Here is a 25,291-nt window from a genome sequence, read left to right as displayed (position 1 = left end):
CAGACGAGCAGTGCCTAGCGTTGCAGCGCCGAACGCTCCGCGATTGGCCGATCGCCCCACCCTCCCCCGAGCGATGCCCAGACGCGGACCAGCGCATTCAGCTGCTGCTCCCGGACAGTGATGGCGTTGAGCTCAACCGCGAAGAGGTTTCGCTGAGCGTCAAGCTCGTCGAGATACGAGGCATATCCTCCACGGTAACGATCGCGAGCGAGACTCAGCGATCGCTGCAGGATCGACCGTCGAGCCGATACGTGGACAATCTGTTCCCGCAACCGCTGCTCGCTGGTGAGAGCGTTCTCGACCTCGCCGAATGCGCGCAGGACCACATCGCGATAGGCATACGCCGCCTGATCGCGGCGCGCATTCGCCTGATCGACCTGAGCGGTCAGGCGGCCTCCCTGAAAGAGGGGCGCGAGGATGCTCGCCCCGATGTTCCAGATGGAAACTGGATCATAGTCCAGCTGATCGACGATCAGCGCACCCGCAGCCGCGGACAGCGCGACATCCGGCATGAACTCGGCGCGCCTCGAGGCGATAGTCCGATCCGCGGCGGCCAGGCGGGCTTCCGCGGCCGCAATGTCTGGTCGCCGCCGCATCAGTTCAGACGGCATCAGCCCTGGAACTCCCGGCGTGGAGAGGTTCGCAAGCTCGCCCCGCGCTACCGCTCCCGGCAGGTCGCCGGTCAGCAAGCGCAGGCCGTTCTCCTGCAACCGCCTGGCCTGTTCAAGCTGGGGGATGGCCTGGGCCACTGCCTCATACTCCGACTGCGCCTGCGTCAGCTCCAGCTGCGAGCTGTAGCCCAGCCTCGCGCGATCCTCCGCGATCCGCCGCGCTTCGGTGCGCAGAGCCAGCGTTTTCCGGGTCACATCGAGCTGCGCATCGATCGACAGCAGGGTGAGATAGGCCTGCGCCGTCGCGCCGGTGACAGAGAGCCTGACGGCACCATAGTCGGCCGCACTGGCGACGTAATTCGCGCGGGCCGCGTCGCTCAGCGCCCGCAGGCGGCCGAAGAGGTCGAGCGTCCAGTTCGCGCCGAGCTGCGGCTGTATGGCAAGAACCTCGGTTGGTCGCCCGGTGACCTGGCTCAGAGCGCGGTCGTAGGCTATACCGGCGCCCGCGCTCAGCGTGGGTGCCCGGGCGGCTCTCGCAAGCCGTACCTGTGCCTCTGCCTCGCCGATCCGAGCCGCGGCTGCCAGAACGTCCGCATTGTTCGCCATCGCCCGGACGATCGCAGCGCTCAGCGCCGGGTCGGCGAACTGCTTCCACCAGTCGTTCGAGATCGCGCTACCATCGATTCCCGCTCGATCGCGCCATTGCTCCGGAGGTGTCACGCTCGATCGTGGCGGCGCGGGCAGATACGCAGGTGCGCATCCCGCGACGAGAGCGAGCAGCGCTAGCGCCGGGCAGCCCGCGAGCTTCATGGCGCGACTTCCTTCGGAGATGACGTCCCGGCCGTATCCACCCGTGCCACCACTGACATGCCGGGACGAAGCCGCCGGGCGAGCGGCTGCTCCGGATCGATGCGGATACGGATGGGAATGCGTTGGACGATCTTCGTGAAGTTCCCGCTTGCGTTGTCCGGCCGCAAAACGCTGAACTCGGATCCCGTTGCCGGAGCAAGCTCCTCGATACGCCCGGTCAACCTGGCGTCGTCGAGAGCGTCTACGGTGAACGTAGCGGGCTGACCGAGTCGCATCCGGCTGGTCTGGGTCTCCTTGAAATTCGCGACCACCCAGAGCTGCTCGGGCACCAGGAACATAAGCTGGGTACCGGCTTGTGCATATTGGCCGACACGAACCGAGGCTTCGCTGATCTGTCCATCGCGCGGTGCACGGATCACGGTATTGGCAAGATTGATCCGGGCAAGATCGACCTGAGCCTGTGCCTGTGCAACGCGGCCCTCCAGCGCACCGCGGGACACGCGGTTTGCAAGGATTACCTGTTGCTGCCCTTCAATGGCAGCTTGTGCACGCTCGATAGCCGCCGCTGACGTGCGTTCGGTAGCCAGCACCTGATCGCGTTCGCGAACGCTGACCGATCCTTTGGAAGCCAGCTCCGAAACGCGCGCGATGTCGGCGCGGGCGCGCGCACGTTCAGCGTTGGCTTGCGCCAGGTCGGCTTGACGGGTGCGCAGCGCCGCCTCGTTCTGGGCCACCGTTTGCGGCCAGTTGCGCAGTTCGGCCTCTGCCACCTTGAGCTGCGCCAGTGCCGCGTCCAGCTGCTGGCGGTATATTCGGTCATCGATGCGCAGCAACACCTGCCCGCGTCGCACATGCGCGAAATCTCGAACGTTCGCCTCAACGACATATCCCGCGACCTGCGGCGCCATGGCCGTGATCTGGCCGCGGACATAGGCGTTCTCAGTCTGCACCATCGCACTGGTGAACGGCCACAATCGCCACGCGTAGAGGATCAGCAAGCTACCCGCCACGAAGATCGCTGCCATGATCGCGAGCGTGCGCGGCCGGGCCTTGATGGTCTTGGCGGGCGGGGGCGTGTCCGGAATGCCTGCATCGGTTGCCGGGTCCTGATCTGCCCGATCGGTCGAAGGCGGTCGATCCTGGGTCTGCTCTGGCTGCGTCATCGAGTTCTCATGCTATGGATCAAGCCGCCGAAGGTGGCGAGGGAGCTTGGCGAGCGGCGCGCAGCTGGACGGTGACACGCCATAGGCACCACAGAAGGAAGGCAAAGGCGATTACTGCGTTCAGCCGGAAGACATCATTGTAGGCGCGGATGCTCGCTTCGCGCGTGGCGGCTTGCTGCAACAGGGCCATACCACCGGCTTGGCCAAGCACAGGATCAGAAACACGCGCTGCATAGATGCTGCGCTGGATCCCCAGCCTTTGCGCTACAACGGGGTTGGTCGGGTCGACGTGGCTGGTGATCTGCCCGGAATACTCATGCTGACGGTATTGCTGGAAGGTACCGTAGATCGCTGGTCCAAGCAGGGCGCCGGCGCTCTGCGTCATGGTGAACAGAACCACGAACGTGACGATGTGGTCCGCACCTCTCTTGAGCGCTCCCATGACACCATGGAGGATGAGCGGCGCCATGACGAGTGCCCCTGCCATGGCGATCATCGCCTGACTTGCCATCATGTTGTTCGGCCTTGTCTCGCTCGTGGCATCGCTGTCGAGCAGACTGGCGATCAGGACGAGGACCACCGCAGCAATCGCCATCGGCATCATCGTCTTGGGTCCGAACGTCGCCGCGCCGATCGCTATTCCCGACAGGACGCCTGCGATCACCACCAGGTAAAAGAGCCGAAACTGGTCGGGCCCCATCCCCAACGTTCGCAGAAGGCCGGCTGCAGCGTAGCTTTGTTCTGAAAGAATGAGCCTGAAGGCCAGGGCTGCGACCACGAACCGGATGACCTCGCCGGTACCGATCCAGCGGGTCTGGATGAGCGGATTGGCACGATGATGCTCAACGAAGAACGCCAGCAGCAACAGCGCGAGGGAGACGAGGAGGGCCCAAGCCATCCACGGCTGCTCGCTCCACCATTGCAGCTGTCCCTGCGCCAGAACACCCGCGATCAAGGCAAATGCCGGGGCCAGTAGCAGGAACGTCACGAAATCTGTCTTCTCGAAGACCCTTATCCTGATCCCCGGCGGCAGCTTGAGCGAGATGACTGCCGCGAGCGTGCACAGCGCGAGGGCGAACTCGAAGGTATAGAGCGTATGCCAGTCACCCAGGTCCAGAAGGGCTGGTGACAGCAACCACGCCAAGGGCAACGCCAGCTGAGTCAAGCCGAAGCCGACAACGATCGCCTTGCCCATCAGATGCTTTGGAAAGCCCTGCATCACGTAGTAGAAGCCGAGCGAGCTCAGTGGGGCGCCGACGAAGCCCGACGCGGCTCTGACAAGCACTGCGGTGGGATAATCATCGACGAACAGGTGAAGCGCGGTGATGGCGAGATAAGCCGCAAGCGCGACCTCCGCGAACCGCCGGATGCCGAACTGCTGACGTGCCTTGAACAGGATGAGGTTCGCCGAGAGGTTCACCATCACGTACGCCGCCGGCAGCCATGCCCCCTGGACGGGGGTCAGACCCAGCGCTCCTTGGATCTGCGGCAGATTCGCCGAAACAAGCGCGTTGGCGAGCCCGCTGGTGATCGTGATGAGTACCCCGACGATGAGGTAAGCGACACGGAGGGACGGCCGATGCCGGATAGACGCCGGCGAGCCTGGAATCATCGGCACCTCATCGGGGTGCCATTCAGGCGTACGCTCCAGCAGGACCGGCCCCGGACGTGCCGTGGACGAACTCATCGAGCGAGCGTAACCTAACCGGACATTGATTGTCCGGTTATATCGTTCAGGTTGGAGCGGAACAAGTATGCGGAAAGATGCTCGAGCGCGGCGCGACCGCCTTATCGCCGCGGCTGCGAATGCCTTCCGGGAGGAGGGGTACGGCGTTGCACTCGAGCAGATTGCACAACGTGCCGGTGTTGGCCGAGGAACGCTCTACCGCAACTTTCCCGACCGCGACGCGATGATCGTGGCAGTCCTCGAGAGTCGCCTTGATGAACTCAGAGCCGTGGTCTCGGAGCTTGCCGATGAACCCCGGTTGTTCGAAGAGTTCATCAAGCACTATGGCGGAGTGGCCGCCTTTCACGCCAAAGCCAGCATAGGGATCGGCAGCGAGTTGCTTGACAGGGAAGTGTCGAGGTTAAGATCGCAAGCTGACGAAGTCATGGAGCACATGCTGTCTCACGCGATCGCTTGTAATGCGCTTCCAAGCAGTATTTCGACTGAAGATGTCCAGCTTGCGGCAAGGATGATTGCTGGTGTTGCCGCTTATCTCGATGGCGATCAGGACGATATGCTGGATCGCGCCATGAGGATCGTCGCCAGCGGACTTCGAAGCTTTGGATGAAGGCCGTGGCAGTCCGCGCTCTTCTGCCACTGTCACCACGTTGCAACGATTGGCGGTGAACGCTGGCAGAGGGGTTCAATTGGAGGCAGTCCGGCCAGTTTGGGACCGATAACACTGGCGACGCCGCACGAAGAGTTCGTCGTGCCATCGCCAACTCGTAGGGGCATGACAGTCCAGTGTAGAGCTGAAAACGAAAGGCCCACAAATGGGATCAGGCGGACTACAAGAAAGTCATTCAACGGCGCAGCGAGCAGCGGCGCGCTTCGCGCGCCAGATTCGCAGAAGTTCGATCTGTTTGGAGTGTGCATCATCGACGGGCGATGGTTCATACCGAGGTGACGTATCGAGCGACAGGATCCGGGGTGCTACGACCTTGGCTGGTGCGCTGTTGGTTTGATCCAGGAGTGCGCGGAGCATTTGCCGTCCTCTCACCACGCGGCTCTTGATCGTGCCGACGGGGACCTGCTCGATCGTGGCCGCCTGCTCGTAGCTTTGCCCCTCGATCCCCACGAATTGAATGCACCGCTGCTGCTCGGGTGTCAGGCGCGGCCACAGGCGGCGGACATCGCTCATTGTCACGACCCATTCCTGATTTGCCGCCACCGGAACATCGCTTAGTTCGGCCGTCCCGCCCGCCTGTTCCGCGCCTCGACGACGCACCTGCGACAGAAATGTATTGCGAAGGATCCGGAAGGTCCACGCCTTCAAATTGGTACCGGCCTCGAAGGATGCCCGGCTGCGCCATGCTTTCAGCACGGTTTCCTGAACAAGGTCCTGTGCAGTATCGGGATTCCTGGCCAGCGATCGCGCATAGCTCGCCAGACTGGGCATAAGCTTGCTGAGCGCCACACCGAAGTCCGACGAGTCCTCAGGTGATAGACGCGGCTCGTAAACCGTTTGTTCGGACACGCATAACTCCTCGTTCAGTGAACCAGGCAGATGTTTCTGGTACTGACCGGTTTACTTTCTGCAAAACGTCAACTCGATTGGCTTGTTCCGGACCTTGGGAATGAAATATCAGTGGCGAAACGGATGCGCGGTAGAGGAAGGGCGGAACCGGGTACTGATCGCCTGACAACAAGAGGTCAGCGCCGCTGCCGGTTGGCGTACCAAGCCCAGCCCGCGGGCAGTACCGCTGACGCCATCAATATCGTGCCGACGACATCATGGTCGCGCTGAAGGATCGCGCCGGCGACCAGCATTCCGGCAGACAGGACGTTGGGATCGGCGCGCCGGAGCAAGGCCGGGGGTGAGGAGACTGCGCCTTTCTGCAACTCGATCGGCAGCGCGCCCGACCGTGCGACCCGCTCCGCGAAGGTCACCAACTCGGGCGATGCCGCGGCCAGACGGCCAAGGCTCGTCGCCAGCCGCCGTCCACCCCGCTTGAGGCCGGCCGGGCCGATTCGCTCCCGTAGCAGTTCGCGCGCGATCGGTGCGGCGCGCGCGGCGATGTCGAAGCCGGGATCGAGCCGTCGCACGAACCCCTCGGCGATCAAGAGGGTGCGCAGCAGCAGGGCGAGATCGGGCGGCAGCGCCAGCCGGTAGGTTCGCAGCAGCGTAAAGACGCGGCCGAAGATGTCGGCGAGATCGATCTGCTGGAGCACCGCACCGCGAAACTGGCCGATCAGCGCGTCGAGGTCGCGGGTCAGCGCCTGGCGATCGACGTCGGTCTCGCCCGACCATTGCAGCAGCACGTCCGTCACCGATCGCGTATCCTCGCCGGCGATAGCGAGTACGAGCGTGACCACCTCGTTCCGCCGGGCGGGGCTGAGTACGCCGACCGCGCCGAAGTCGATGAACGCGAGCGAGCCATCGGTCAGGATAAAGACGTTGCCGGGGTGCGGGTCGGCATGAAAGCGGCCGTTGAAGATGATCATCCGCAGCACTGCATCGGCGTATTTGCCGGCGACATCCGCACCGCCCCTACCCGCCCCGTCGAGGATCGCGCGGACGGGCATGCCGTCGAGCCGCTCCTGCACGTTGATCCGACGGCCGACCTGATCCCAGTAGAAGGCCGGCGTACGGACTCCGAGCGGCTGCAGGAACGCGCCGATGCTCTCGCAGGCTGCCGCTTCCGCACTGAGGTCCATTTCCTGCGACAGGCTCTCCGCGAAGAACCGGAGCAGTTCGTCGGGCTTCAGACGGCGGATCTCCGGTGAGTGCCTCGCGGCAAGCCGCGCGATGCGGCGGAGCAGCCGCAGGTCGGCATCGACGCGTTCCGCGATGCCCGGCCGGCGTACCTTGACCACAACCTCGGTTCCGTCGCGCAAGGATGCAGCATGAACCTGCGCGATCGAGGCCGCCGCGATCGGGTCGCGGTCGAAGCTCGCAAACACGTCCTCGATCGGGGAGCCGAGCGCGGCCAGGATCGTCGGCTCCAGCGCCTCGAACGGCAGCGGGGTCACCTGGTCCTGCAGCGCCGACAGCGCGCGCACCCATTCCGGCCCGAGCAGGTCTTCACGGGTGGCGAGCACCTGCCCCAGCTTGACCGCGACGGGTCCAAGGTCCCGCAGCAGCGCGACGACCCGCTCGGGCGTACCGAGGTCTACGGGCTGCTCCGAGCGCCCGGGCAGCAAGCCCAGGCGCGAGGCGAGCCCGTTCAGGCCGTGGCGGCTCATGATCTGGATGAGTTCGGCCAGGCGCGTGCGCTCACCGATTTGAGGCTCGTCGACCGCGTTGGACATCAGGCGCTGCAACCATCCGCCTCTCGCGGGCGACAGCCATTGAGGAACAGGTCGATACCGCGCGCGATACGATCGCGCGCTGCCTCATCGTACGCAGGAGGAGACAGCCCGAGCGCTGCACGGCGCATGGGCGCGACCACGACGAGCGTGACGAACTGCTCGGCAGCGAACACCGGATCGGCTAGCGACAGCTCTCCCTTGGCATTGGCGTGGGCGAGGATCGATGCCACCCACTGGACGGCCCGCTGGTAACCGAAGTCGTGGATGTTCGCCGCAAGCGCGGGGAAGCGCACGGCTTGGGCGATGACGACGCGCTCCATCGAGGCGATCCGAGGCGTCAGGAGCCACTCGAGCAGGCGATCGGCGATGACGCGAAGGCGCGATGCGATGTCGGGTTCGTCGCTGCCGGAGGGTTCGAGCGCGCGCAGCTGCGTGTCGATCTCGTCCAGGATGACCGCCTCGAACACGCGCGCCTTGCTGCCGAAGCGCGCGTACAACGTCCGCTTCGAGATGCGCGCCTGTTCGGCGATCATGTCGGCACTGGCGCCGTCGAACCCGTGTTGGAAGAACAGCTCGCGGGCGCTCTTGAGGATGTGCGAGGTTAGGCGGAGCGCGTCCTCGGTCGTCGGTCTGCCCATCTTCCCCGGGCGCCGGCTTTTCTTCTCGTCATCGCTCAATCTCGTTCTCCCCGATCGAGGGTAGCGCGATCCGGACCGGTTGACGAGAAATCACGCCGGGACGGTCGGTCGCTCGCCTGCCAGCCCGCTCTCGGCCAAGAGCTGACCTATCGTATCGCGGTCGATCAATGCCGTGACCCCGGCTTGTAGGTCGGGAGGGACGGGGCACCCACACCCAGCCCCTCCTGATCGAGGCGAACGGCCGTATCTCTGACAGCGCCCACCTTGTTCCTTGCTGAACGAACGGTCTCACGCAGTTGGGCCTGTTTCGCGGTCGCGCCGCGGATCGTGGGTCGAACAGCCTCGATGCGAGCCGTAAGCTGCTCGGCTCCGTCACGAGCGTTCAGCAACGCACGGTTCGCCTTGGCGAGAATGGTCGCGCGGCTTTCCTCCAGAGAGCCCCCCAACCGTTCGGCGCTGTCGCCGGATCGCTGCAAGGCGATTCCCACGGCCACGACACGCCCGCGCGCGCCGGTAAGCGCGTCAGACGTCGCGCCAGCCTTGTCTGCCCAGCTCGCGGAACTCTCCGCGAGCGCCGCAAGCCGATCGCTGGTCCGCTGCTGCTGAGCGGCATCAAGGTTGCGAGAAACAGAATCAACGGTGCGGCTGATCTTTTCGACCAGTGCGACCGGGTCCCCTCCGCCGCCAAGGAGCCCGCCTTCTTTGGCGGGAATGACGGGAACCTCCCCGTCGTTCGCCGCAACGATCGGGGGCGCCCCAGATGTTGCACCGTCGAGGCTGATGTTTGCGGTGCCCGCCAGTGCCGATCTTGCAATCGACGCTTTCACGCCTGCGACGATGGGGATCCGCGGTTCAAGGCTGACGGTGACGAGAACCGCTGACGGGTCCTCCTTGTCGAACCGTATCGACGTGACGTGACCGGCCGGTACACCCGAGAAGGTCACCGGCGACCCCTTCTCCAGGCCGGCGACGCTCCCGGTGAAGCGGATCATATAGGGTTTGCCGTCTCCATCGCGTGCGTCGAACAGCCACAGGGTGAAGATCAGGAGCGTGCCAAGCAGAAAGCCGGTCACTACGAGCACCAGGAATTTGTTCGACCGCGTTTCCATGCGAGACCATAACCATTAAGAGACCGGACCTTATATGTAAACCGTACCGTTTCCGTGTGGCCGGAGCAAAGGCGACCTTCGACGGTGGCGAGGCCTGATCAGGACAAGGATGGAACCGTGGCTGGAAACTGGAGCCTACAACCGGGCGACATACCGTGGGGCAACAGGCTTGGCCTGGAGCTGGTTTCGATCGGCGATGGCCTCAGCTCGCTACGTGTCGGTTGGCGTGAGGAGTTGGCTGACGAGGACGAGACTTTAGCAACGGGCGTGTTGACGAGCCTTATCGATCAGGCCTGCGGCGTTGCCGTAATGTCCCGACTGGGAAGGCGGTTGGCAATCTCGACCCTTAACCTGAAGGTGGACCATGTGCGATCTGCCGAGGCGAGATGCTCCGCGACAGCGTGGGCACACTGTTACGACGCTACCGAGCACCGTGCGTTCGTACGGACCGAAGTCTGGGATACCGATCCGTCTCACCTGATCGCGACTGCCCAAGGCGTCTTTTCGATCAATCGCGCTGTCGGGCCATGAGCGGCTTCGCGCAGCTGCTAGGCCCCATGATTTCAGAGAGCGGTGACGCCTTTGTTTTGGCGCCAGTAGAGTACCTGATCGGCAACCCTCTCCTTCCCGCCTTGCATGGCGGAGCTGTGGCATCCTTTCTCGAAGTGGCCGCGAAGCGTGCGCTTCACCGCCGACTTTCGCCAGGGCAGCCCTCGCAGCTCATCAGTGTGAACCTACAATTTCTCGCCACTGCGCGGCTGGATGCACTTGTCACGACGCCGAAGGTCAGGCGTGTCGGACGTCGGATCGCAGTCGTTCATGCCGAAGCATTCCACCGCGGAGATCCAGCGGCTGTGTGTTTCGCGCAGCTCGAGTTTGCGGTGCACGAGCCCATCAGAGTGGGTGGAAATGCCGACCGCCGAACACTATGATACGGCTTGGTTTACATACGATAGGGTTGCTGGGTGGCTGACGAGCAGGCTGAAGATCGAGGCGGCGACGCGCCGCATAGCGACCCGGACGCGAATTCCCAGACAGAAGCCAGATCGGAGGACGGTTCCGAGGAGCAGAGCGGCGAAAAGAAGCCGTCGCTTCTCGAGCGCTTTCCGATCATCCGCTACGTCCTCATCGCCGCACTTGTTGCCGGCATCGTCGCGGCGGTCGTCTGGTACATGAACTACCGCGCGAGCGGCCAATACCTGCAGTCGACCAACAACGCCTATGTGCGCGCGGATTTCGTGACCGTTTCGCCGAAGGTCGGCGGCTATGTCGAGCGTGTTCTCGTCGCGGACAATCAGCCTGTCCGCCGGGGCCAGTTGCTGGCCGTGCTCGACCCACGCGACTACCGCGCCAACGTGGAGCAGGCGCAGGCGCAGATCGCCGCGGCCGCCGCCAACATCCGGGCCGCTGAGCGGACCCTCGACGAACAGCAGGCCGGGGTCGGACAGGCTGCTGCCCAGGTCGCGAGCGCCGAGGCAGCAGCGGTCGCTGCCGAGCGGGAGGTCCAGCGCTACGAGCCGCTCGCCCGCTCCGGTGCGGAATCGCGCGAGCGCCTCGCCGGCCTCGTCCTGCAGCGCGATCGAGCCGCCGCGGAGCTGCGCGCGCAGCGCGCCGCCTACCTGGCCGCCCGTCGCGGGGTTGCGACCCAATCGGCTCGCATCGGCCAGGCGGAGGCCCAGCGCGGCACCGCGCAGGCCCAGCTTGCGCGCGCCTCGACGGACCTCGGCGCGGTCGAGATCCGCAGTAGCATCGACGGCGTGGTCGCCGACAAGGCGGTCCGAGCCGGGCAATATGTCCAACCGGCGACCCGGCTGATGTCGGTGGTGCCAGTCGATCAACTCTACATCGAGGCGAACTTCAAGGAAACGCAGGTCGCGCTGATGCGCGTCGGGCAGCCTGTGACCATCAAGGTGGATGCACTGGACGGCGCCGAGCTGCGCGGCAGGGTCGCCAGTTTCTCTCCGGGGACGGGCGCACAGTTCTCACTCATCCCGCCCGAGAACGCCACAGGCAACTTCACGAAGATCGTCCAGCGGGTGCCCGTGCGCGTCAGCATCGAAGCGGGTCCGGAGGCGCGCCGGGTGCTGCGTCCCGGCCTCTCGGTGGAGGTCACGGTCGACACGATCAGCGCCAAGGGAAGCCGGGAGCAAATCAAGCAGGAAACCGAGCGGCTGAAGCGCGGCGAGACGCAGGGCGCGCGCTGATGGCGGCCCAACGCGCCGGCCTGCGCGAGTGGCTCGCCGTTGCGGCGGGCACGATCGGGTCGTTCATGGCGCTGCTCGACATCTCGATCGTTAATGCGGCTCTACCCACCATCCAGGGCGAGATCGGCGCGAGCGGAACCGAGGGCACCTGGGTCGCGACCGCCTACCTCGTGGCGGAGATCGTCATGATCCCGCTGAGCCCGTTCCTGGTGCGCCTGTTCGGCCTGCGCAACTTTCTGCTGGGCGCGGCGGTCAGCTTCACCGGCTTTTCCGTCGTGTGTGGCATCTCGACGACGCTGCCAATGATGATCGCCGGCCGTGTGGGCCAGGGCTTCACCGGCGGTGCGCTGATCCCGACCGCGATGACGATCATCGCCACACGGCTGCCGCCGTCACAGCAGCCGATCGGGACCGCCGCGTTCGGCGGCACCGCGATCCTCGGTCCGGTGCTCGGGCCGATCATCGGCGGTTGGCTCACCGACAATTACAGTTGGCACTACGCCTTCTTTCTGAACGTGCCAGTGTGTGCCGGACTCGTGCTTCTGCTGCTTCTGGGGCTCAAGCACGAGCACTTGCGGCTCGACCAGCTACGTCATGCCGACTGGCTCGGGATCGCGGGGCTCGCGATCGGCCTGGGTGCCCTCACCGTCATGCTGGAGGAGGGGCAGCGCGAGATGTGGTTCGAGTCCGCCATGATCGTGAAGCTCGCGATCGCAACGGTGTTCGGCTTTGCCCTCATTGCCGTGGGCCAGGTCCGCTCGTCGCACCCCGTGCTCAAGCTATCGCTGATCTTCAGCCGCTCATTCGGCAGCGTCTTCGTCCTAAGCCTCATCATCGGCGTCGTGCTCTACGGCGTGACCTTCCTCATCCCGCAGTTCCTCTCGTCGATGGCCGACTACAGCGCGCTGCAATCGGGCAAGGTGGTCTTCGTCTCCGGCATCCCTGCCCTGATGCTGATGCCGTTCCTTCCGCTCGCGTTCAAATATCTCGACGTTCGCCTGGCTGTCTTTGTCGGCATGACGCTGATCGGCGTCAGTTGCGCGATGGATTGGCACCTCACCGCGCAGTCAGCCGGGGGCGACCTGACGAATTCACAGCTCGTCCGCGGCTTCGGGCAGATCTTTGCCATGATGTTCCTCAACCAGGCCGCGATCAGCGCCGTGGCACCCGAGGATGCCGGCGACGCGTCCGCGCTGTTCAACGCGGGGCGAAACCTTGGCGGATCGATCGGCCTCGCGCTGATGGCGACCCTCCAGGACCGGCAGACCTTTCTTCATTTCAACCGACTGGGCGAAACGGTGTCGGCCAACGCGGCGACCACGCAGGAATGGTTCGCGAAGGCCATGTCCATGCCGTCCGGCGAAGCCGGCGCCTATCGGCAGCTCGCCAGGCAACTCCTCGAACAGTCTACCGTCATGGCCTATAACGACCTGTTCTTCGCCCTTGGCGTCGCGATCGCGATCACCACACCGCTGGCGCTGTTCCTCCGCCCGATCTCCTCCGACACGCAGATGGCGATGCACTGATGAAGCGACTTAGCTGGACCATTCTGCCCGCCCTCCTGACCGGCTGCGTCGTCGGACCCAACTATGAAGGCCCGCCGGGCGTCGCGAGCGGCGAGCGTCCCGGGTCGACATTTCGCCGCGCAGATCAGGCAGTCACGGTACCGCAGCCCCCTGTCGCACGCTGGTGGGAAGGCATGGGCGACGCGCAGCTCACGACGCTGATCGACCGCGCGCTTGCCTCAAATCCCGACGTGGCGATCGCGGAGGCGCGCATCCGCAAGGCGCGCGCCAGCTTGCGCGAACAGCGCGCGAACCAGCTTCCCACCGTATCGGCGTCGGGCACTGCGATCGTCGCCGATCTTCCCGCAGGCTCGCTCGCGCTGCCGACGCAGGGCGAGCAATCCGATCGTATCAGGGCCGAATTCTACAATGCCGGCCTTGATGCGTCGTGGGAGATCGATCTGTTCGGCGGACGGCGCCGCGCCGCCGAAGGTGCCGAGGCCCAGGCTCAGGCAGCCGAAGCCAATAGAGCTGATGCGCAGGTTCGTCTCTCGGCGGAGGTGGCCCAGAATTATGTGACCTTGCGCGAACTCCAGCAGCGCCTGATCCTGGCCCGCCGCTCCGCGCAGCTTCAGCAGCGATCACTCGCCCTGCTGCAACAGCGCGAGCAGCGCGGGGCATCGTCGCGCGACGAGGTGGTCCGGCTCCAGACCGAGCTGACCCGCACGGAGGCCGAACTGTTGCCGCTCGAGGGACAGATCGCGACCACGCTGGACCAGTTGGCCCTGCTCACCGGCGACGAGCCGGGCGCACACGACGCGGCGCTCTCCGCGCCCGCCCCCATTCCGACAATCCCGGCAGCGGTTCCGATCGGCGATCCCGCCGCCATGCTGCGGCGCCGCCCAGACATCCGCGCCGCCGAGCGGCAGCTGGCGGCATCGAACGCGCAGATCGGCGTCAACGTCGCCCGGCAGTTTCCATCGGTCAGCATCATGGGGATCGTCGGCCTCGGCGGTCCCGACATCGGCGACGTGGTTGATCCCGACAACGTCTCCAGCCTGCTGCTCCCGCGCATCAACTGGAGCTTCCTCGATTTCGGCCGCAATCGGGCGCGGGTGGAGCAGGCGCGGGCCGACCGGGACGAGGCGGAAGCGCAGTACCGCAAGGCGGTCCTGTCGGCCCTGTCGGACGCGGAGACCAGCCTGACGCGCTTCGGCAACCAGCGGAAGAACCTCGCCTCCAGCGTCCAGAGCCGCAATGGAGCGAGGCAGTCCGCGGCGTATGCGGCGCAGCGCTTCAGTCGCGGCGCCGTACCGTTGACAACATCCCTGGATGCGGAGCGCGCGGCCCTTGCGGCCGATCAGTCGGTGCTGGAGGCGACCGGCGAGCTTGATCGCGCCTTCATCGCCTTGCAGAAATCCATCGGGTTGGGATGGGAATAGTGGTGAGAAGCTGGCGCTCAGTCCGTCACAGGACACGACACGCATGACGATGCCGCTGCGGCCCCCGCCTGCCCAGTACCTGCGGGATGACGCGATCAGAGGCGGAATGGACCTTCTGTTCTTCGCTCGCCGATCTCACCTTGCCCATGCGGATGCCGAACTTGCGGCGCGTGGTCTGGGACGGGCGCACCATCGGCTGTTGTATTTCGTCGGCAGATACTCTGACCTGTCGGTAAGCGACCTGCTGAAAATTCTCGGGGTCACCAAACAGTCGCTCGGTCGTGTAATGAAGGACCTGATCGAGCGGGGACTGATCGTTGCCCGACCGGGAACGCAGGACAGGCGCCGACGTCTTCTGGCACTCACACCTGAAGGGCAGAAACTCGAAGCGAACCTGTTCGACGACCTGAAGCGCAACATGGCCAGGGCGTACCACGAAGCCGGTGAGACTGCGGTGACAGGCTACTGGATCCTGATGCAGCACCTCATGAACGGCGAAGCCCGCGACCAGTTCAGCCGACTCCGGGCCGCCATGAGAACAAGGGTGTCGGACCAGGCCGACGGGAGTAGCAGCCTGGTCCGACAAGGGTCACCTTAGCCTGCAAGTCCGGAGGGAGTGAGAGACTTGCCGGTGGTGAGCTCGTTCTCCAGCATCGGAACCGCGGTGCCGGCGACCTGCTGCAGCGCGGGGTCGGTCCCGTCCTGCGCGTAGCCCTTGTTCACCGCCCATGCGGCCTGCTGGACCTGCGCCGACTGGGTCAGATACAGATTGTCGAAGGCGCTCCTGGGAGCCTTTTGGAGCAGCTTGAGCAGGGCAGCGCGGTCTGCGGACAGGTTCGCGGACGGCGCCTTGATTGTGCGCTGATCATTCTTCAGCGCTGCCAACAGCGCCTTGTGGCTGCTCTGCGTCTCAGCCAGCACGCGCTTCGCATAGGCCTTGACGTCGTCCCGCTGCGCGCGCGTCGCGGCGAGCTGCGCGGCCTTGATCTGGTAAAGGTTGGCGTCGGCCGCCGCGAGCACGTAATTGGGCCCGCTCTGGCTCGCAATCGGCGAGACGCCGACGTCGGCGCTGGTCATCGTTCCCGAAGTGGCGGGCGAAACGGCCTGCGCCAACACTGGTACCGGCGCCAGGGTGAGCAGCGCAGCAACTATCGCGGTCTTCATTGAGGTCCTCCGTTGGTGTTGTCGGGCACTGACCGAAATCAACGGGTCGAACGATAAGGAAACGGAACGGTTCCCTTTTACGAAACTCGTCTGGTAAACCTATCGGATGGGACGCCGCTCGGACGGCTGGAGATGCGCGGCGATGAAGAACACGACGGCTCGGGCAACCTTCTCCAGGCCGGTTGGAGCGATAGCTGAAGCGGCAGGCCAGATTGCCGGGGCTCTCTTGCGCGGGGACGAACTCTCCAGTGTCTTGATCGTATCCGGGCTGCTCTGCGTCGCATGCCTTAGTGGCTGCGACCGAACTCCTCGCGAGGCGCCTCCGCGAGCGACGGACACGATCAGCGTGCCCGCGCAGACCTCCACCATCGACGTGCCGATCGTCGCGGACCTGGGCAAGCTGGCGGCGACCCTCGAACGGGCGGTTCCGCGTCGCCTCTGGTCGATCGACAAGCCGGGGCAGACCTGCCTCCCGCCGAAGAAGGTCAAGATCCTCTTCGCGAAGACAAAGACGCCCGCCATCCAGTGCCGCATCACCGGCACCGTCGTCCGAGGGCCGCTGGTGCTGGAAGGCTCGGGGAAAACGATCATTGTCACCATGCCGCTTCACGCCGCGATCAGCGCTCGCGACGTGGGAGGCGTACTCAGCCGGGAGACGGCGCAAGCGGACGCCCGCGTCCGGGCCGCGATCAGGCTCGACATCGCCCGCGACTGGTCGCCGCGCGGCACGGTATCGATCGCCTACGACTGGACCGACGAGCCGCACGTCGACTTCCTGGGCCAGCGCATCGAGTTCACCAGCAAGGCCGACGCCAAGCTCGCCGGCGTCGTCGCGCGCCTGGAACGTACGCTGCCGCAGGAGCTCGCCAAATTGCAGCTGCGTGAGCAGGTCGCGCAGGTCTGGGGCGCGGCGTTCTCCTCCGTGCAACTGAACCGGGCGAACCCGCCGGTGTGGATGCGGATCACGCCTCGGCAATTAAGCTACGGAGGCTACACCATCTCGCGCAACCGGGTGACCTTGGCGCTGGGGCTGACGGCGGGGACGGAAACCTTTGTCGGCGATCGGCCCCCTGATCCGCAGCGCCAGCCGCTCCCCGACATGACGCGCACGCAGCCCGGACCCAGCCGCATCCTGTTCGCCATACCCGTCATCGCCGACTATCGTCAGCTGGAGCCGGTGCTCGCCAAGGCATTGGTGAAGCGTTCCCGCCGCGCCTTCGAGGTGCCGGGTGTCGGTGCCGTGCGAGCGCAGTTTCACCAGGTGACCATCTACGGCACGACCGGCGGCAAGATCGCGGTCGGGCTTCGCTTCAGCGCGGCGGCCGATGGTGGGGAGCCATCGCGGGGCACGATCTGGCTTACCGCCACGCCGCGCAACGCCGTCAACGATCGCCGGGTCGCGTTTGACGATCTCACCGTCGCCGGTGTGACCGACTCGGTGCGGACAAGCCTGCTCCTGAAGCTCGCCAATGCCCCCGGCATTTCAAGCACCGTGTCCGCCGCACTGACCCAGAATTTTGAAAAGGATTTCGACAAGCTGTTCGGCAAGATCACCCGTGCGATCGACGAGAAGCGGATCGGCAATGTGGTCGTGCGCGCCCATATCACGGACGTGCGCACAGGCCAGCTGAAGGCGGCCGGGCAAGGCGTTTACCTGCCCGTATGGGGGCGCGGCACGGCTACGATCAGCCTTGCGCCACGATAGAGAATGCCCGACCTCGCGACGGTACCAGCACGGACCGCATTGCCCTCGCGTCGGCATGGCGGCATGGCGGCATGTCTCGTTCCAATGAGAACGCGGATCAAGGTTTGCTGCATCGCCTCCCCGAATGAAGCGCAAATCGCGATCGCGGCGGGGGCTGATGCGCTGGGGCTGGTGGCGCGCATGCCCTCTGGCCCCGGTCCGATCTCCGACAGGGCGATCGCAGAGGTGACGGCGCTCGTGCCACCGCCGGTAGCCACCTTCCTGCTGACATCCGAGACGACCGCGGACGCCATCTCCGCCCATGTCCGCGCGACCGCTCCGTCAGCGGTCCAGATCGTGTCGCACATCGATCCCGCGGAGTCGCGGAAGCTGGCGGCGCTGGAGCCGCACGACCGCCACCTCCAGGTCATCCACGTCGAAGGGCCGGACGCGCTACAGCTAATCCCGGCCTATGAGCCTTGCGTTCATGCTTTCCTGCTCGACTCGGGCAGGCCCAACGCCCCGGTGGCGAGGCTGGGCGGAACCGGCCGCGCGCATGACTGGGCGGTCAGCGCCGCTCACGTGCGGGCGACCGAAAAACCGGTGTTTCTTGCCGGGGGCCTGACCGCCGCGAATGTTGCGGGAGGGATCAGGCAGGTCCGCCCTTATGGGGTCGACCTGTGCTCCGGCGTCCGGACGGGCGGTCATCTCGACCCGCAGAAGCTGTTCGCCTTCGTCAGCGCGGTCCAGCAGATCGACGGAGAATCGGCGCGGGCGACATGACGGCACTGGCACCGGCGTGAACTCCAGTTGCTGCCGGTGTCCTGTGGATGTGGGCTAGGCCGCCGCCACGGCAGTCTTGCCGCCTACAACTCCCGCAGGAGCCGATGCGGGACCGACGTCAGAGAGCTAGCAGGCCGAGCGCCCCCCCCACCATCCCGGTGACGATTGCAAGCGGCGGGAGGCGCCACCGCAGCAACGCGATTAATGCGACCACGACTAGCAGCGTATCGCGCCAGGACCGGACGCTGCTCGTCCATAGCGGATCATAGAGCGCGAGCGCCAGAATGCCGACCACAGCCGCATTAACGCCAGCGATCGCGGCGCGAACCAGCGCGTTCCGGCGCAGCGCCGTCCAGAAGGGCAGCACACCGACCAGGATCAGGAACCCTGGCAGGAATATTCCGACTAATGCTACAACGGCCCCGCCGACGCCTTTGCCCGCGAACGCCCCGAGATAGGCGGAGATTGTGAACAGCGGCCCCGGCAGCGCCTGGGCCGCGCCATAACCGGCGAGGAAGCGACCGTCGTCGATCCAGCCGATCGGCACCAACGTGGCGTGCAGCAGCGGCAGGACGACATGGCCGCCGCCGAACACCAGCGCGCCCGCGCGGTAGAACAGGTCGAACAGCCGCAGTTCGCGCCAGCCCAGCGCCCCTGCGATGGGCGGCAGCATCACGAGCAGCAGTGCGAAAAAGATGAGACACATCGCGCCGACCCGGCGTCGGACCGTGATCGGTGCCCAATCGCCGGGCGCGATCGGGAGGTGGCGGCAGGCGACGACCCCCGCCCCCGCGCCGAGCAGGATGGCGGCAACCTGCCCCAACGCACCCCCCATCACCCCCGTTATCAGCCCGGCGGCGACGGCGATCAGCACCCGGCGCAGGTCGGGCGTGAGACTGCGCGCCATGCCCCAGACCGCTTGCGCGACGATTACCACCGCGACGAGCTTGAGGGCGTGGAATACGGCGCCCGCGACCGGACCGTCGACTTGCGCGGAGACGAGCGCGAGTACGAGCATCAGCACGGTCGAGGGAAGCGTGAACGCGACCCAGGCGGCCAGCGCGCCGAGCGGCCCGGCGCGCGCCAGGCCGAGCGAAAACCCGACCTGGCTCGACGCGGGACCGGGCAGGAACTGACACAGCGCGACCAGCTCGGCATAGGCCGGCTCGTTCACCCAGCGTCGTCGGATCACCAGCTCGTCGCGGAAATAGCCGAGATGCGCGATCGGTCCTCCGAACGAGGTGATGCCGAGTTTCAGAAAAGCGCCGAAGACCTCCCCCGGGGTCCCGATAAGCTCAGCCTTTCGGGATGCGTTCACGCCCGTGCCCCTCGACCAGTTCGCCAAAAAGCTCGCGCGCCTTGTCGCGAACGAGCGCGAGCGCTTCGCGACCGAGGTCGGTCGCGACGTAGAGCTTGCGGACCGCTCGGCCGTGGCGCTCCGTGTGCGAGGAGAGGTAGCCCTTCTTTTCCATCCCTTGCAGCATGGGGTAGAGCGTGCCGGCGGAAAGCCGGTAGCCGTGGCGCGCCAGCTCCTCGGTTATCCATTGGCCGTAGATCGGCGCGTCGGCGGCGTGGAGCAGGATGTGCAGCCGCACGAAGCCCGACAGCAGTTCGCGGTGGTCCATTATCCGGCATCCCCGAAACTATAGGAACGGCTTTCGCTATCGGGAACCGATAGTGAGCCGGTCGGTTTCCTAAAATGCCCCGTTGTCGCCCTGGGCGCCCGGCCGGCAGGAGATGGATCATGGCTTCACCCGCGGACGATCCGAACGTCAACCGCCGCGCGCTGCTGGCGACGGTCGGCCTGGTCGTACCCACCCTGCTGGTTGCGACCGCGTGCTCGCGTGAAGGCGATGACAAGGACGAGAAGGAAGGCGGTGAGGAGCAGGAGGTTGCCGCCAACGAAGACCTGATGCGCGAGCATGGCGTGCTGCGCCGCATCCTGATCGTCTATCGCGAAGCCGCGCCGCTGGTCGCTTCATCGGCAAAGGTGGATGCGGCCGCACTCAATCGGGCGGCAACGCTGTTCAGGACGTTCGGCGAGCAATATCACGAGAAGCTGCTGGAGGAGGGCCATGTCTTCCCGGCCGTCCGCAAGGCGGGGGGCGACGCGGCGCGCTATCCCGACCTGCTGGTCGCCCAGCACGAGCGCGGCCGACAGCTCACCGACTACATCATCGACCAGACCAAGGGCGGCAGTATCGCGACCGGACAGGCCGAGGGGTTGGCGAAGGCGATGACGGGCTTTTCGCGCATGTATGAGGCCCATGCCGCGCGGGAGGACACGATCGTGTTCCCTTCGTTCAAGAAGGCGCTCGGCAAGCAATACAAGGAGCTGGGCGAGCAGTTCGAGGAGATCGAGCGCAAGCAGTTCGGGGGCGACGGCTTCGACATGGCGCTCGACAAGGTCACGAACATCGAAGGCGCGCTCGGGCTTGCCGACCTCGCCCGCTTCACCGCGGCCCCGCCCCCGGCGACGGCCTGAGCGTCATGCTCCGGCGGGTGGTCAACAGCGATGCGAGCCCCTGGACGATCCTGATCCGGCTGGCGGTCGGGCTCGCCGTATTCTTCCCCGAAGGCATCCAGAAGCTGATCTTCCCCGCCATCCTGGGAGCGGGCCGGTTCGCCAAGATCGGCATACCCTGGCCCGAGGCACTAGGGCCGTTCGTCGGCGTTGTGGAGACCGTCTGCGGCGCGCTCATCGTCCTCGGGCTGTTCACGAGGGCGGCGGCGATCCCGCTTGTCATCACCATGATCGTGGCGCTCGTCTCGACCAAGCTTCCTGTCCTCGTCGGCCACGGGGTAGGACCGTTCAGCCTGCCTGACCTCAAGCGCTACGGCTTCTGGAGCGCGCAGCACGAAGCGCGCGCCGACCTGACCATGTTGCTGAGCTGCCTTTACGTGTTCATCGTCGGCAGCGGCCGATGGTCGATCGATGCCCTGCTTGACCGCGGGGCGACGGGCGACGACCGCCCGCGCTGAGCGCGGTCCAGCCCAAGGCAGAGCAGGAGCAGCAGGAACGGCGTCGCGAACTCGCGATGCCGCTCCGCGAACTCGAACCAGACCCCGAACACCGCAATCTGCAGCCCGCACGCGGCAACCAGCAACAGCACCGTCTCGAGCGCACGATCAGCGCGGAGCCGGGCAGCGACGGCCGCGCCGCCCAGCATGACAAGGTGCGCGCCCTGGGAGAGCGGCAGCAGCAGCGCCGCTATCCAAGCAGACACCGCCGGGCGCATCGCCGCGAGCCGCACCAGTCCAAAGTCAGCGACGCCGCAGGACCGGGCGAGCTTGGCGAGCGTCAGCCGCACGAACGCGACGGGGTGGGCCGTGATCCACTCGCGCGCGATCAGCCCCGCTTGGCGGCTATATTCCAGTTCGGGTAGGCCGCGCAGCGAGGCGGGCGGCGCCATCCAGTTGCCGGTCGCGCCGGGGTTGTTGCCGATCCACAGGCCCACGCCGCTCGACGTGGTGAGCGGCACGAAGGCGCCGAACGTGAGCCAGTTGCGGACCCACCACGGCAGCAGCACGAGGCAGGCGATGGCGGCTGCGGGAACCCCGGTCCGCAGCAGCCGGACGAGGCCGAGGCGACCCGCCAAGACCAGCCCGAACAGCCCGGCAAGCGGCGCTTCACCCGGCTGCGTCAGCGCCAGCAGGCCGGCGGCGACGCCAATGACGGAGACACGCTTCCAGCCGGGCAGATCGCTCCACACCCACGCCGTCGCGATGATCACGACCAGAAGCGCGCACAGGCTTTCCTTTTGCGCGAGCGGAGCGGAGAACAGCGCCGACGGCCAGATCAGATAGAGCCACGCCGCGCCCCGCCCAGCCCCGGCGCGGCCGACGCGGGATCCCAGCGCCGCGATCATCGCGGCCGTGGCGAGGTCGGTCAGGGTGCCGAATGCGAGCAGCGACGGCGTGGAGAAGCCGAACGCAATGCTCCACCCCGCCAGCAGCACGGGATAGAGCGGCGGAAACAGCGCGCGCGTGGTGATGCCGAGGAACGGCTCGAAAATGGTGAGCCCTTGCCCGTGGCGCAGGCTGGCGGCCAGCGTCAGGTAGGGGTCACTACACGAAAGTGCATTTTACGTACGCTAAGAGAGAACCTCTCGTGAACGCGGGCATGCGCCATCATGCGGCCAAGAGCGATGAAGGCGTGCGCAACGGGCGGAGCTGGCCCGGATCGGGGCGGCTTTCGACATTCCAGCGATAGTCGCCGGTGAGCGAGATATGCTCCCATCCCAGCGGGGCGATGTGGCGCGCGACGTCGTCCGGGATCGCCAGCGCCCCGACCGCCCGTTCGAGATAGCGGGTGTTCCATAGGATGATGGCAGCCACGAGCAGATTGAGACCGGAGGCGCGATAGGTCTGGTTCTCGAACCGCCGGTCGCGCAGCTCGCCGAGCTGGTTGAAGAAGAGCGCGCGGGCGAGCGCGTTGCGAGCCTCGCCCTTGTTGAGCCCGGCCTGAGTGCGTCGGCGCAGGTCGAGGTCGCGCAGCCAGTCGAGCATGAAGATCGAACGCTCGATCCGCCCAACCTCGCGCAGGGCGAGCGCCAGTCCGTTCTGGCGAGGGTAGGCGGACAATCTGCGCAGCATTGCCGACGCTGTGGTGGTGCCGCTGCGGATCGAGGTGGTGAGGCGTAGCAGTTCGTTCCAATGGGCGGCGACATGCCCGATGGCGACCGGATCGCCGGTCATGCCGGCCAGCAGCGGCCCGGCTTCCTGGCCCGGTAGCAGATGCAGGCGCCGGTCCTTCAGGTCGCGCAGGCGCGGCGCAAAGCGGTAGCCGAAGAACGGCATCAGGCCGAACACATGATCGGACGCGCCGCCGGTGTCGGTATAATGCTCTTCGATCGACAGGCCGGTGGCATGGTATAGAAGCCCGTCGAGGACATAGGGTGCCTCGCCGGCGGTCGCCGCGATCACTCGGCTCGCAAACGGATCATATTGGTCCGAGACGTGGGTGTAGAAGCTGACCCCGGGCTCGTTGCCGTTGCGCGCGTTGATGTCGCCAATCGCGGCGCCTCGTCCGCCCGCATGGAAGAGCTGGCCGTCGCTCGACGAGGTGGTGCCGTCGCCCCACAGCGCGGACAGCGGCACGGTGCGGTGAACGTCGATCAACCGTCCCAGCGCTTCGCCATAGGCTGCCTCGCTGATATGCCAGTCGTGCAGATGGGCGAGCTGGCGCAGCGTCGCGCCCTGACAGGTCTCGGCCATGCGCGTTAGCCCGAGATTGATGCCGTCTGCCAGGATTACGGTCAGCAGCGCGTTGCGGTCATCCGCCACGCGAGCGGAGCGCCGATGGGTGAAGCACTCGGAAAAGCCGGTCCAGCCATCGACCTCCAGAAGGAGATCGGTGATCTTCACGCGTGGTAGCCGCTCATAGGCGACGCGGCGCATATCCTCTGCGTCGGGCGGCGTGAGGGCCTTGAGTGGCGATATGACGAGGCCGTTGCCGTCGAGGCGCACCTGAGGCAACTCGCCTTGGCGGGCCAGGACCGTCACGCGTTCGATCGCGGCGTCGAGGCTGGCGCGGCGTCCGGCGATGAAGCTGTCGAAATCGGTGTCGATCGCCAGTGGCAGCGGTCCCCGCGCGCGCATCGCATCGAAGGTAGCAGGCGGCAACAGATAGCTGTCGAAGGCGCGATACTGACGGCTTGCCGCCACCGATATGTCGCCGGCGCGCAATCGGTCCCGCAACTGTGTCAGCACGCACAGTTCATAGGCAGCGCGGACGACCTCGCCATCGCGCAGCACGAACGGGCGCCATGACGGCGGCACGAAGCGGAGCGGCGGCTTGTCGGGCAGTCGCCGTCGACCCATGCGATAGATATCAGCGATCAGCCGAACCGCATCGAGCAAACCCTGCACCGCGCCGGTGCCGCGAAACTCGAAGGCGTTGAGGAACGGCCCGATCACGGAGCGCAGCGAGCGCTGCCGCTCGATCAGTTCGGCTGTGCGATCGATCGTTTCTGGCGCGATCAACAGCTCGGCGTCCACGACCGCCGTCCCCAGCCTTTCCCAATCGATCGAACCAATGGCGGCAAGGGAATCGACGCCCCGCGCCCGCGCGTCGAGCAGGGTCCGGCACGAGCCGGTAAGCAGGCGAAGCTGTGCCTGAAGCGATCGGATCGTGCCGATCGCCTTGTCCTTTGTGCGGTTTTCGGCCCGGCGCATCATGCTGCCAAGCAACTTGTCCATCATCGTCAGCACCGCATCTGTCAGGCTTTCCTCAAGCCGGATGCCGGCTGCGGCAAGGATCGCATGGCGGCGTCTGTCCGGTAGTTCCGCCAGATGCTGGGGTGTGATGCGCGCCGCCTCGTCCGCGATCCGGTCGAATGCAGCCTGCGGGATCGTCGTGGCGCGTGTCGCCGCGAAACCCAAGGCACGAACGTGGTCGAGCCGTTCGATCAATCGCAGGACGTTGCGCGACGCGGGCGACAGGGGCGGGTTGCGCAACCATGAGAGCCAGGTCGCGCTTTTCTCATCCCTGCGCGACAGCAGGGCATCGAGCCGTGCGCGTTCAGGTTCGCCGAGATCTCCGGCGAGCACGTCATGGACCAGATCGCCGGCTTGCTGTCGGGCCCGCCGCACGATCGCCTCGACAATTGTCACGGGCGGTAGCAGCAATCGCCGGCGCCGCATCTCATCCATGACGATGCCGGCAAGCCGCGAGGGCTGGGTGACGGTCTGCGCGATAGGCATGGCAAACGCGACCAGCGCGTAGAAATCCGCGCGGCCGAAAACGACATGACCGAAGCGCCGCGACAGGTCGGCGAGGTGAGTTCGCCGCGTTTCGTCGCGCCTCGCATAGTCGCGCCATGACATAGGCGACACATTCAACTGGCGGGCAACGAACGCCAGGATCGGCATGGGCGGTGCTTCGCCGGCTTCCAGCACGCGCCCCGGCCAGCGGAGATAGAGGAGCAGCATGGCATAGCCGAGGCGGGTTGCGTCGCCGCGCCGGGACGCGATCAGATCGAGGTCATCCCTGGTAAGGGTGAAGTGGCGGGCGATCTCCCGTTCATCGAGCGAAGGATCATAATGACCAGCCAGCATCTCGCGGGTCAGCAGGTGTCTTCTTGCCAAGGTCGAACCCCTCCATGTCGCTGTCCGTCAGACGTCCGTTGGACGGCCACCGGGAATGTGTCCGTTAATTCTGGACCTTCGATGGCGATTCGGACAAGATCGCATGATGAT

Annotated in this window: 23 protein-coding genes; 11 read left to right on the top strand and 12 right to left on the bottom strand. The window is 65.9% G+C overall.

What is annotated here, in order from left to right; translation table 11 throughout:
* Window positions 1-14: 14 nt before the first annotated feature.
* From CKY28_RS06260 to CKY28_RS06250, 3 genes are read right to left on the bottom strand one after another with little or no spacing between them, the layout of a single operon-like run.
* Window positions 15-1,421: an efflux transporter outer membrane subunit gene (locus tag CKY28_RS06260; protein WP_095997443.1), complete on the bottom strand. Its 1,407-nt coding sequence runs from the start codon at window positions 1,419-1,421 to the stop codon at window positions 15-17.
* The gene (locus CKY28_RS06255) at window positions 1,418-2,584 is read right to left on the bottom strand and encodes an HlyD family secretion protein (RefSeq protein WP_217989548.1); all 1,167 of its coding nucleotides are present in this window, start codon (window positions 2,582-2,584) and stop codon (window positions 1,418-1,420) included. Before CKY28_RS06255 ends, CKY28_RS06260 begins: the two co-directional genes overlap by 4 nt.
* Window positions 2,585-2,603: 19 nt before the next feature.
* Window positions 2,604-4,271: an MFS transporter gene (locus CKY28_RS06250; RefSeq protein WP_217989547.1), complete on the bottom strand. Its 1,668-nt coding sequence runs from the start codon at window positions 4,269-4,271 to the stop codon at window positions 2,604-2,606.
* 67 nt (window positions 4,272-4,338) lie between these two features.
* On the opposite strand from CKY28_RS06250, the gene CKY28_RS06245 reads away from it, so the two are divergent.
* Complete coding sequence (locus tag CKY28_RS06245; protein WP_095997442.1) at window positions 4,339-4,878, top strand: TetR/AcrR family transcriptional regulator; 540 nt, start codon at window positions 4,339-4,341, stop codon at window positions 4,876-4,878.
* A 231-nt stretch (window positions 4,879-5,109) separates the two neighbouring features.
* Here CKY28_RS06245 and CKY28_RS06240 read toward each other — a convergent pair whose 3' ends face one another.
* From CKY28_RS06240 to CKY28_RS06225, 4 genes are all read right to left on the bottom strand, one after another.
* Complete coding sequence (locus tag CKY28_RS06240; protein ID WP_229664698.1) at window positions 5,110-5,787, bottom strand: sigma-70 family RNA polymerase sigma factor; 678 nt, start codon at window positions 5,785-5,787, stop codon at window positions 5,110-5,112.
* A 176-nt stretch (window positions 5,788-5,963) separates the two neighbouring features.
* Complete coding sequence (locus CKY28_RS06235; protein ID WP_229664697.1) at window positions 5,964-7,574, bottom strand: ABC1 kinase family protein; 1,611 nt, start codon at window positions 7,572-7,574, stop codon at window positions 5,964-5,966.
* Window positions 7,562-8,239, bottom strand: coding sequence for a TetR/AcrR family transcriptional regulator (locus CKY28_RS06230; protein ID WP_229664696.1), 678 nt, complete (start codon window positions 8,237-8,239; stop codon window positions 7,562-7,564). Before CKY28_RS06230 ends, CKY28_RS06235 begins: the two co-directional genes overlap by 13 nt.
* A 125-nt stretch (window positions 8,240-8,364) precedes the next feature.
* Window positions 8,365-9,309, bottom strand: a complete 945-nt coding sequence (locus tag CKY28_RS06225) for an MlaD family protein (RefSeq protein WP_095997440.1) — start codon at window positions 9,307-9,309, stop codon at window positions 8,365-8,367.
* A 54-nt stretch (window positions 9,310-9,363) separates the two neighbouring features.
* Here CKY28_RS06225 and CKY28_RS19340 point away from each other — a divergent pair, with 54 nt between their 5' ends.
* The 6 genes from CKY28_RS19340 to CKY28_RS06195 all read left to right on the top strand — a co-directional run bounded on the left by CKY28_RS19340 (window position 9,364) and on the right by CKY28_RS06195 (window position 15,058).
* On the top strand, window positions 9,364-9,840 hold the full coding sequence (locus CKY28_RS19340) for a PaaI family thioesterase (RefSeq protein WP_095997439.1): 477 nt from the start codon (window positions 9,364-9,366) through the stop codon (window positions 9,838-9,840).
* A complete protein-coding gene (locus CKY28_RS19335; RefSeq protein ID WP_095997438.1) occupies window positions 9,837-10,241 on the top strand; it encodes a PaaI family thioesterase in 405 nt (134 codons plus the stop codon). The genes CKY28_RS19340 and CKY28_RS19335 overlap by 4 nt, the downstream gene beginning before the upstream one ends.
* A gap of 33 nt (window positions 10,242-10,274) precedes the next feature.
* Window positions 10,275-11,513, top strand: coding sequence for an HlyD family secretion protein (locus CKY28_RS06210; protein WP_095997437.1), 1,239 nt, complete (start codon window positions 10,275-10,277; stop codon window positions 11,511-11,513).
* Window positions 11,513-13,039 carry a DHA2 family efflux MFS transporter permease subunit gene (locus CKY28_RS06205; RefSeq protein ID WP_095997436.1) on the top strand — a complete coding sequence of 509 codons (1,527 nt, stop codon included), beginning with the start codon at window positions 11,513-11,515 and terminating at the stop codon, window positions 13,037-13,039. Before CKY28_RS06210 ends, CKY28_RS06205 begins: the two co-directional genes overlap by 1 nt.
* On the top strand, window positions 13,039-14,460 hold the full coding sequence (locus tag CKY28_RS06200; protein WP_095997435.1) for an efflux transporter outer membrane subunit: 1,422 nt from the start codon (window positions 13,039-13,041) through the stop codon (window positions 14,458-14,460). Before CKY28_RS06205 ends, CKY28_RS06200 begins: the two co-directional genes overlap by 1 nt.
* Before the next feature lie 106 nt (window positions 14,461-14,566).
* Window positions 14,567-15,058 carry a MarR family winged helix-turn-helix transcriptional regulator gene (locus CKY28_RS06195; protein ID WP_245841640.1) on the top strand — a complete coding sequence of 164 codons (492 nt, stop codon included), beginning with the start codon at window positions 14,567-14,569 and terminating at the stop codon, window positions 15,056-15,058.
* Here CKY28_RS06195 and CKY28_RS06190 read toward each other — a convergent pair.
* A complete protein-coding gene (locus tag CKY28_RS06190; protein WP_095997433.1) occupies window positions 15,055-15,624 on the bottom strand; it encodes a DUF4142 domain-containing protein in 570 nt (189 codons plus the stop codon). The genes CKY28_RS06195 and CKY28_RS06190 overlap by 4 nt on opposite strands.
* Before the next feature lie 346 nt (window positions 15,625-15,970).
* Here CKY28_RS06190 and CKY28_RS06185 point away from each other — a divergent pair, with 346 nt between their 5' ends.
* The gene (locus CKY28_RS06185) at window positions 15,971-17,329 is read left to right on the top strand and encodes a DUF4403 family protein (RefSeq protein WP_245841638.1); all 1,359 of its coding nucleotides are present in this window, start codon (window positions 15,971-15,973) and stop codon (window positions 17,327-17,329) included.
* 3 nt (window positions 17,330-17,332) lie between these two features.
* Window positions 17,333-18,091, top strand: a complete 759-nt coding sequence (locus CKY28_RS06180) for a phosphoribosylanthranilate isomerase (protein WP_245841636.1) — start codon at window positions 17,333-17,335, stop codon at window positions 18,089-18,091.
* Window positions 18,092-18,209: 118 nt separating this feature from the next.
* Here CKY28_RS06180 and chrA read toward each other — a convergent pair whose 3' ends face one another.
* Together chrA and CKY28_RS06170 are read right to left on the bottom strand one after the other, a co-directional pair.
* The gene (gene chrA, locus CKY28_RS06175) at window positions 18,210-19,409 is read right to left on the bottom strand and encodes a chromate efflux transporter (RefSeq protein WP_095997431.1); all 1,200 of its coding nucleotides are present in this window, start codon (window positions 19,407-19,409) and stop codon (window positions 18,210-18,212) included.
* Window positions 19,387-19,716 carry a PadR family transcriptional regulator gene (locus tag CKY28_RS06170; protein ID WP_095997430.1) on the bottom strand — a complete coding sequence of 110 codons (330 nt, stop codon included), beginning with the start codon at window positions 19,714-19,716 and terminating at the stop codon, window positions 19,387-19,389. Before CKY28_RS06170 ends, chrA begins: the two co-directional genes overlap by 23 nt.
* A gap of 119 nt (window positions 19,717-19,835) precedes the next feature.
* Here CKY28_RS06170 and CKY28_RS06165 point away from each other — a divergent pair, with 119 nt between their 5' ends.
* Both CKY28_RS06165 and CKY28_RS06160 read left to right on the top strand, forming a co-directional pair.
* Window positions 19,836-20,576, top strand: coding sequence for a hemerythrin domain-containing protein (locus CKY28_RS06165; protein WP_095997429.1), 741 nt, complete (start codon window positions 19,836-19,838; stop codon window positions 20,574-20,576).
* A gap of 5 nt (window positions 20,577-20,581) precedes the next feature.
* Window positions 20,582-21,073, top strand: a complete 492-nt coding sequence (locus CKY28_RS06160) for a DoxX family protein (protein WP_095997428.1) — start codon at window positions 20,582-20,584, stop codon at window positions 21,071-21,073.
* Here the strand turns inward: CKY28_RS06160 and CKY28_RS06155 are convergent.
* Window positions 20,989-22,050, bottom strand: a complete 1,062-nt coding sequence (locus CKY28_RS06155; protein ID WP_095997427.1) for a glycosyltransferase — start codon at window positions 22,048-22,050, stop codon at window positions 20,989-20,991. The two genes, CKY28_RS06160 and CKY28_RS06155, sit on opposite strands and share 85 nt — an antisense overlap.
* A 172-nt stretch (window positions 22,051-22,222) precedes the next feature.
* On the bottom strand, window positions 22,223-25,180 hold the full coding sequence (locus tag CKY28_RS06150) for a Tn3 family transposase (protein ID WP_056383870.1): 2,958 nt from the start codon (window positions 25,178-25,180) through the stop codon (window positions 22,223-22,225).
* Between the last annotated feature and the right edge of the window lie 111 nt (window positions 25,181-25,291).

Source organism: Sphingomonas lenta (assembly GCF_002288825.1).
GTDB lineage: Bacteria > Pseudomonadota > Alphaproteobacteria > Sphingomonadales > Sphingomonadaceae > Sphingomonas > Sphingomonas lenta.
Note: the sequence above shows the minus strand (reverse complement) of the source record. Positions and strands in the feature narration are given on the sequence as shown.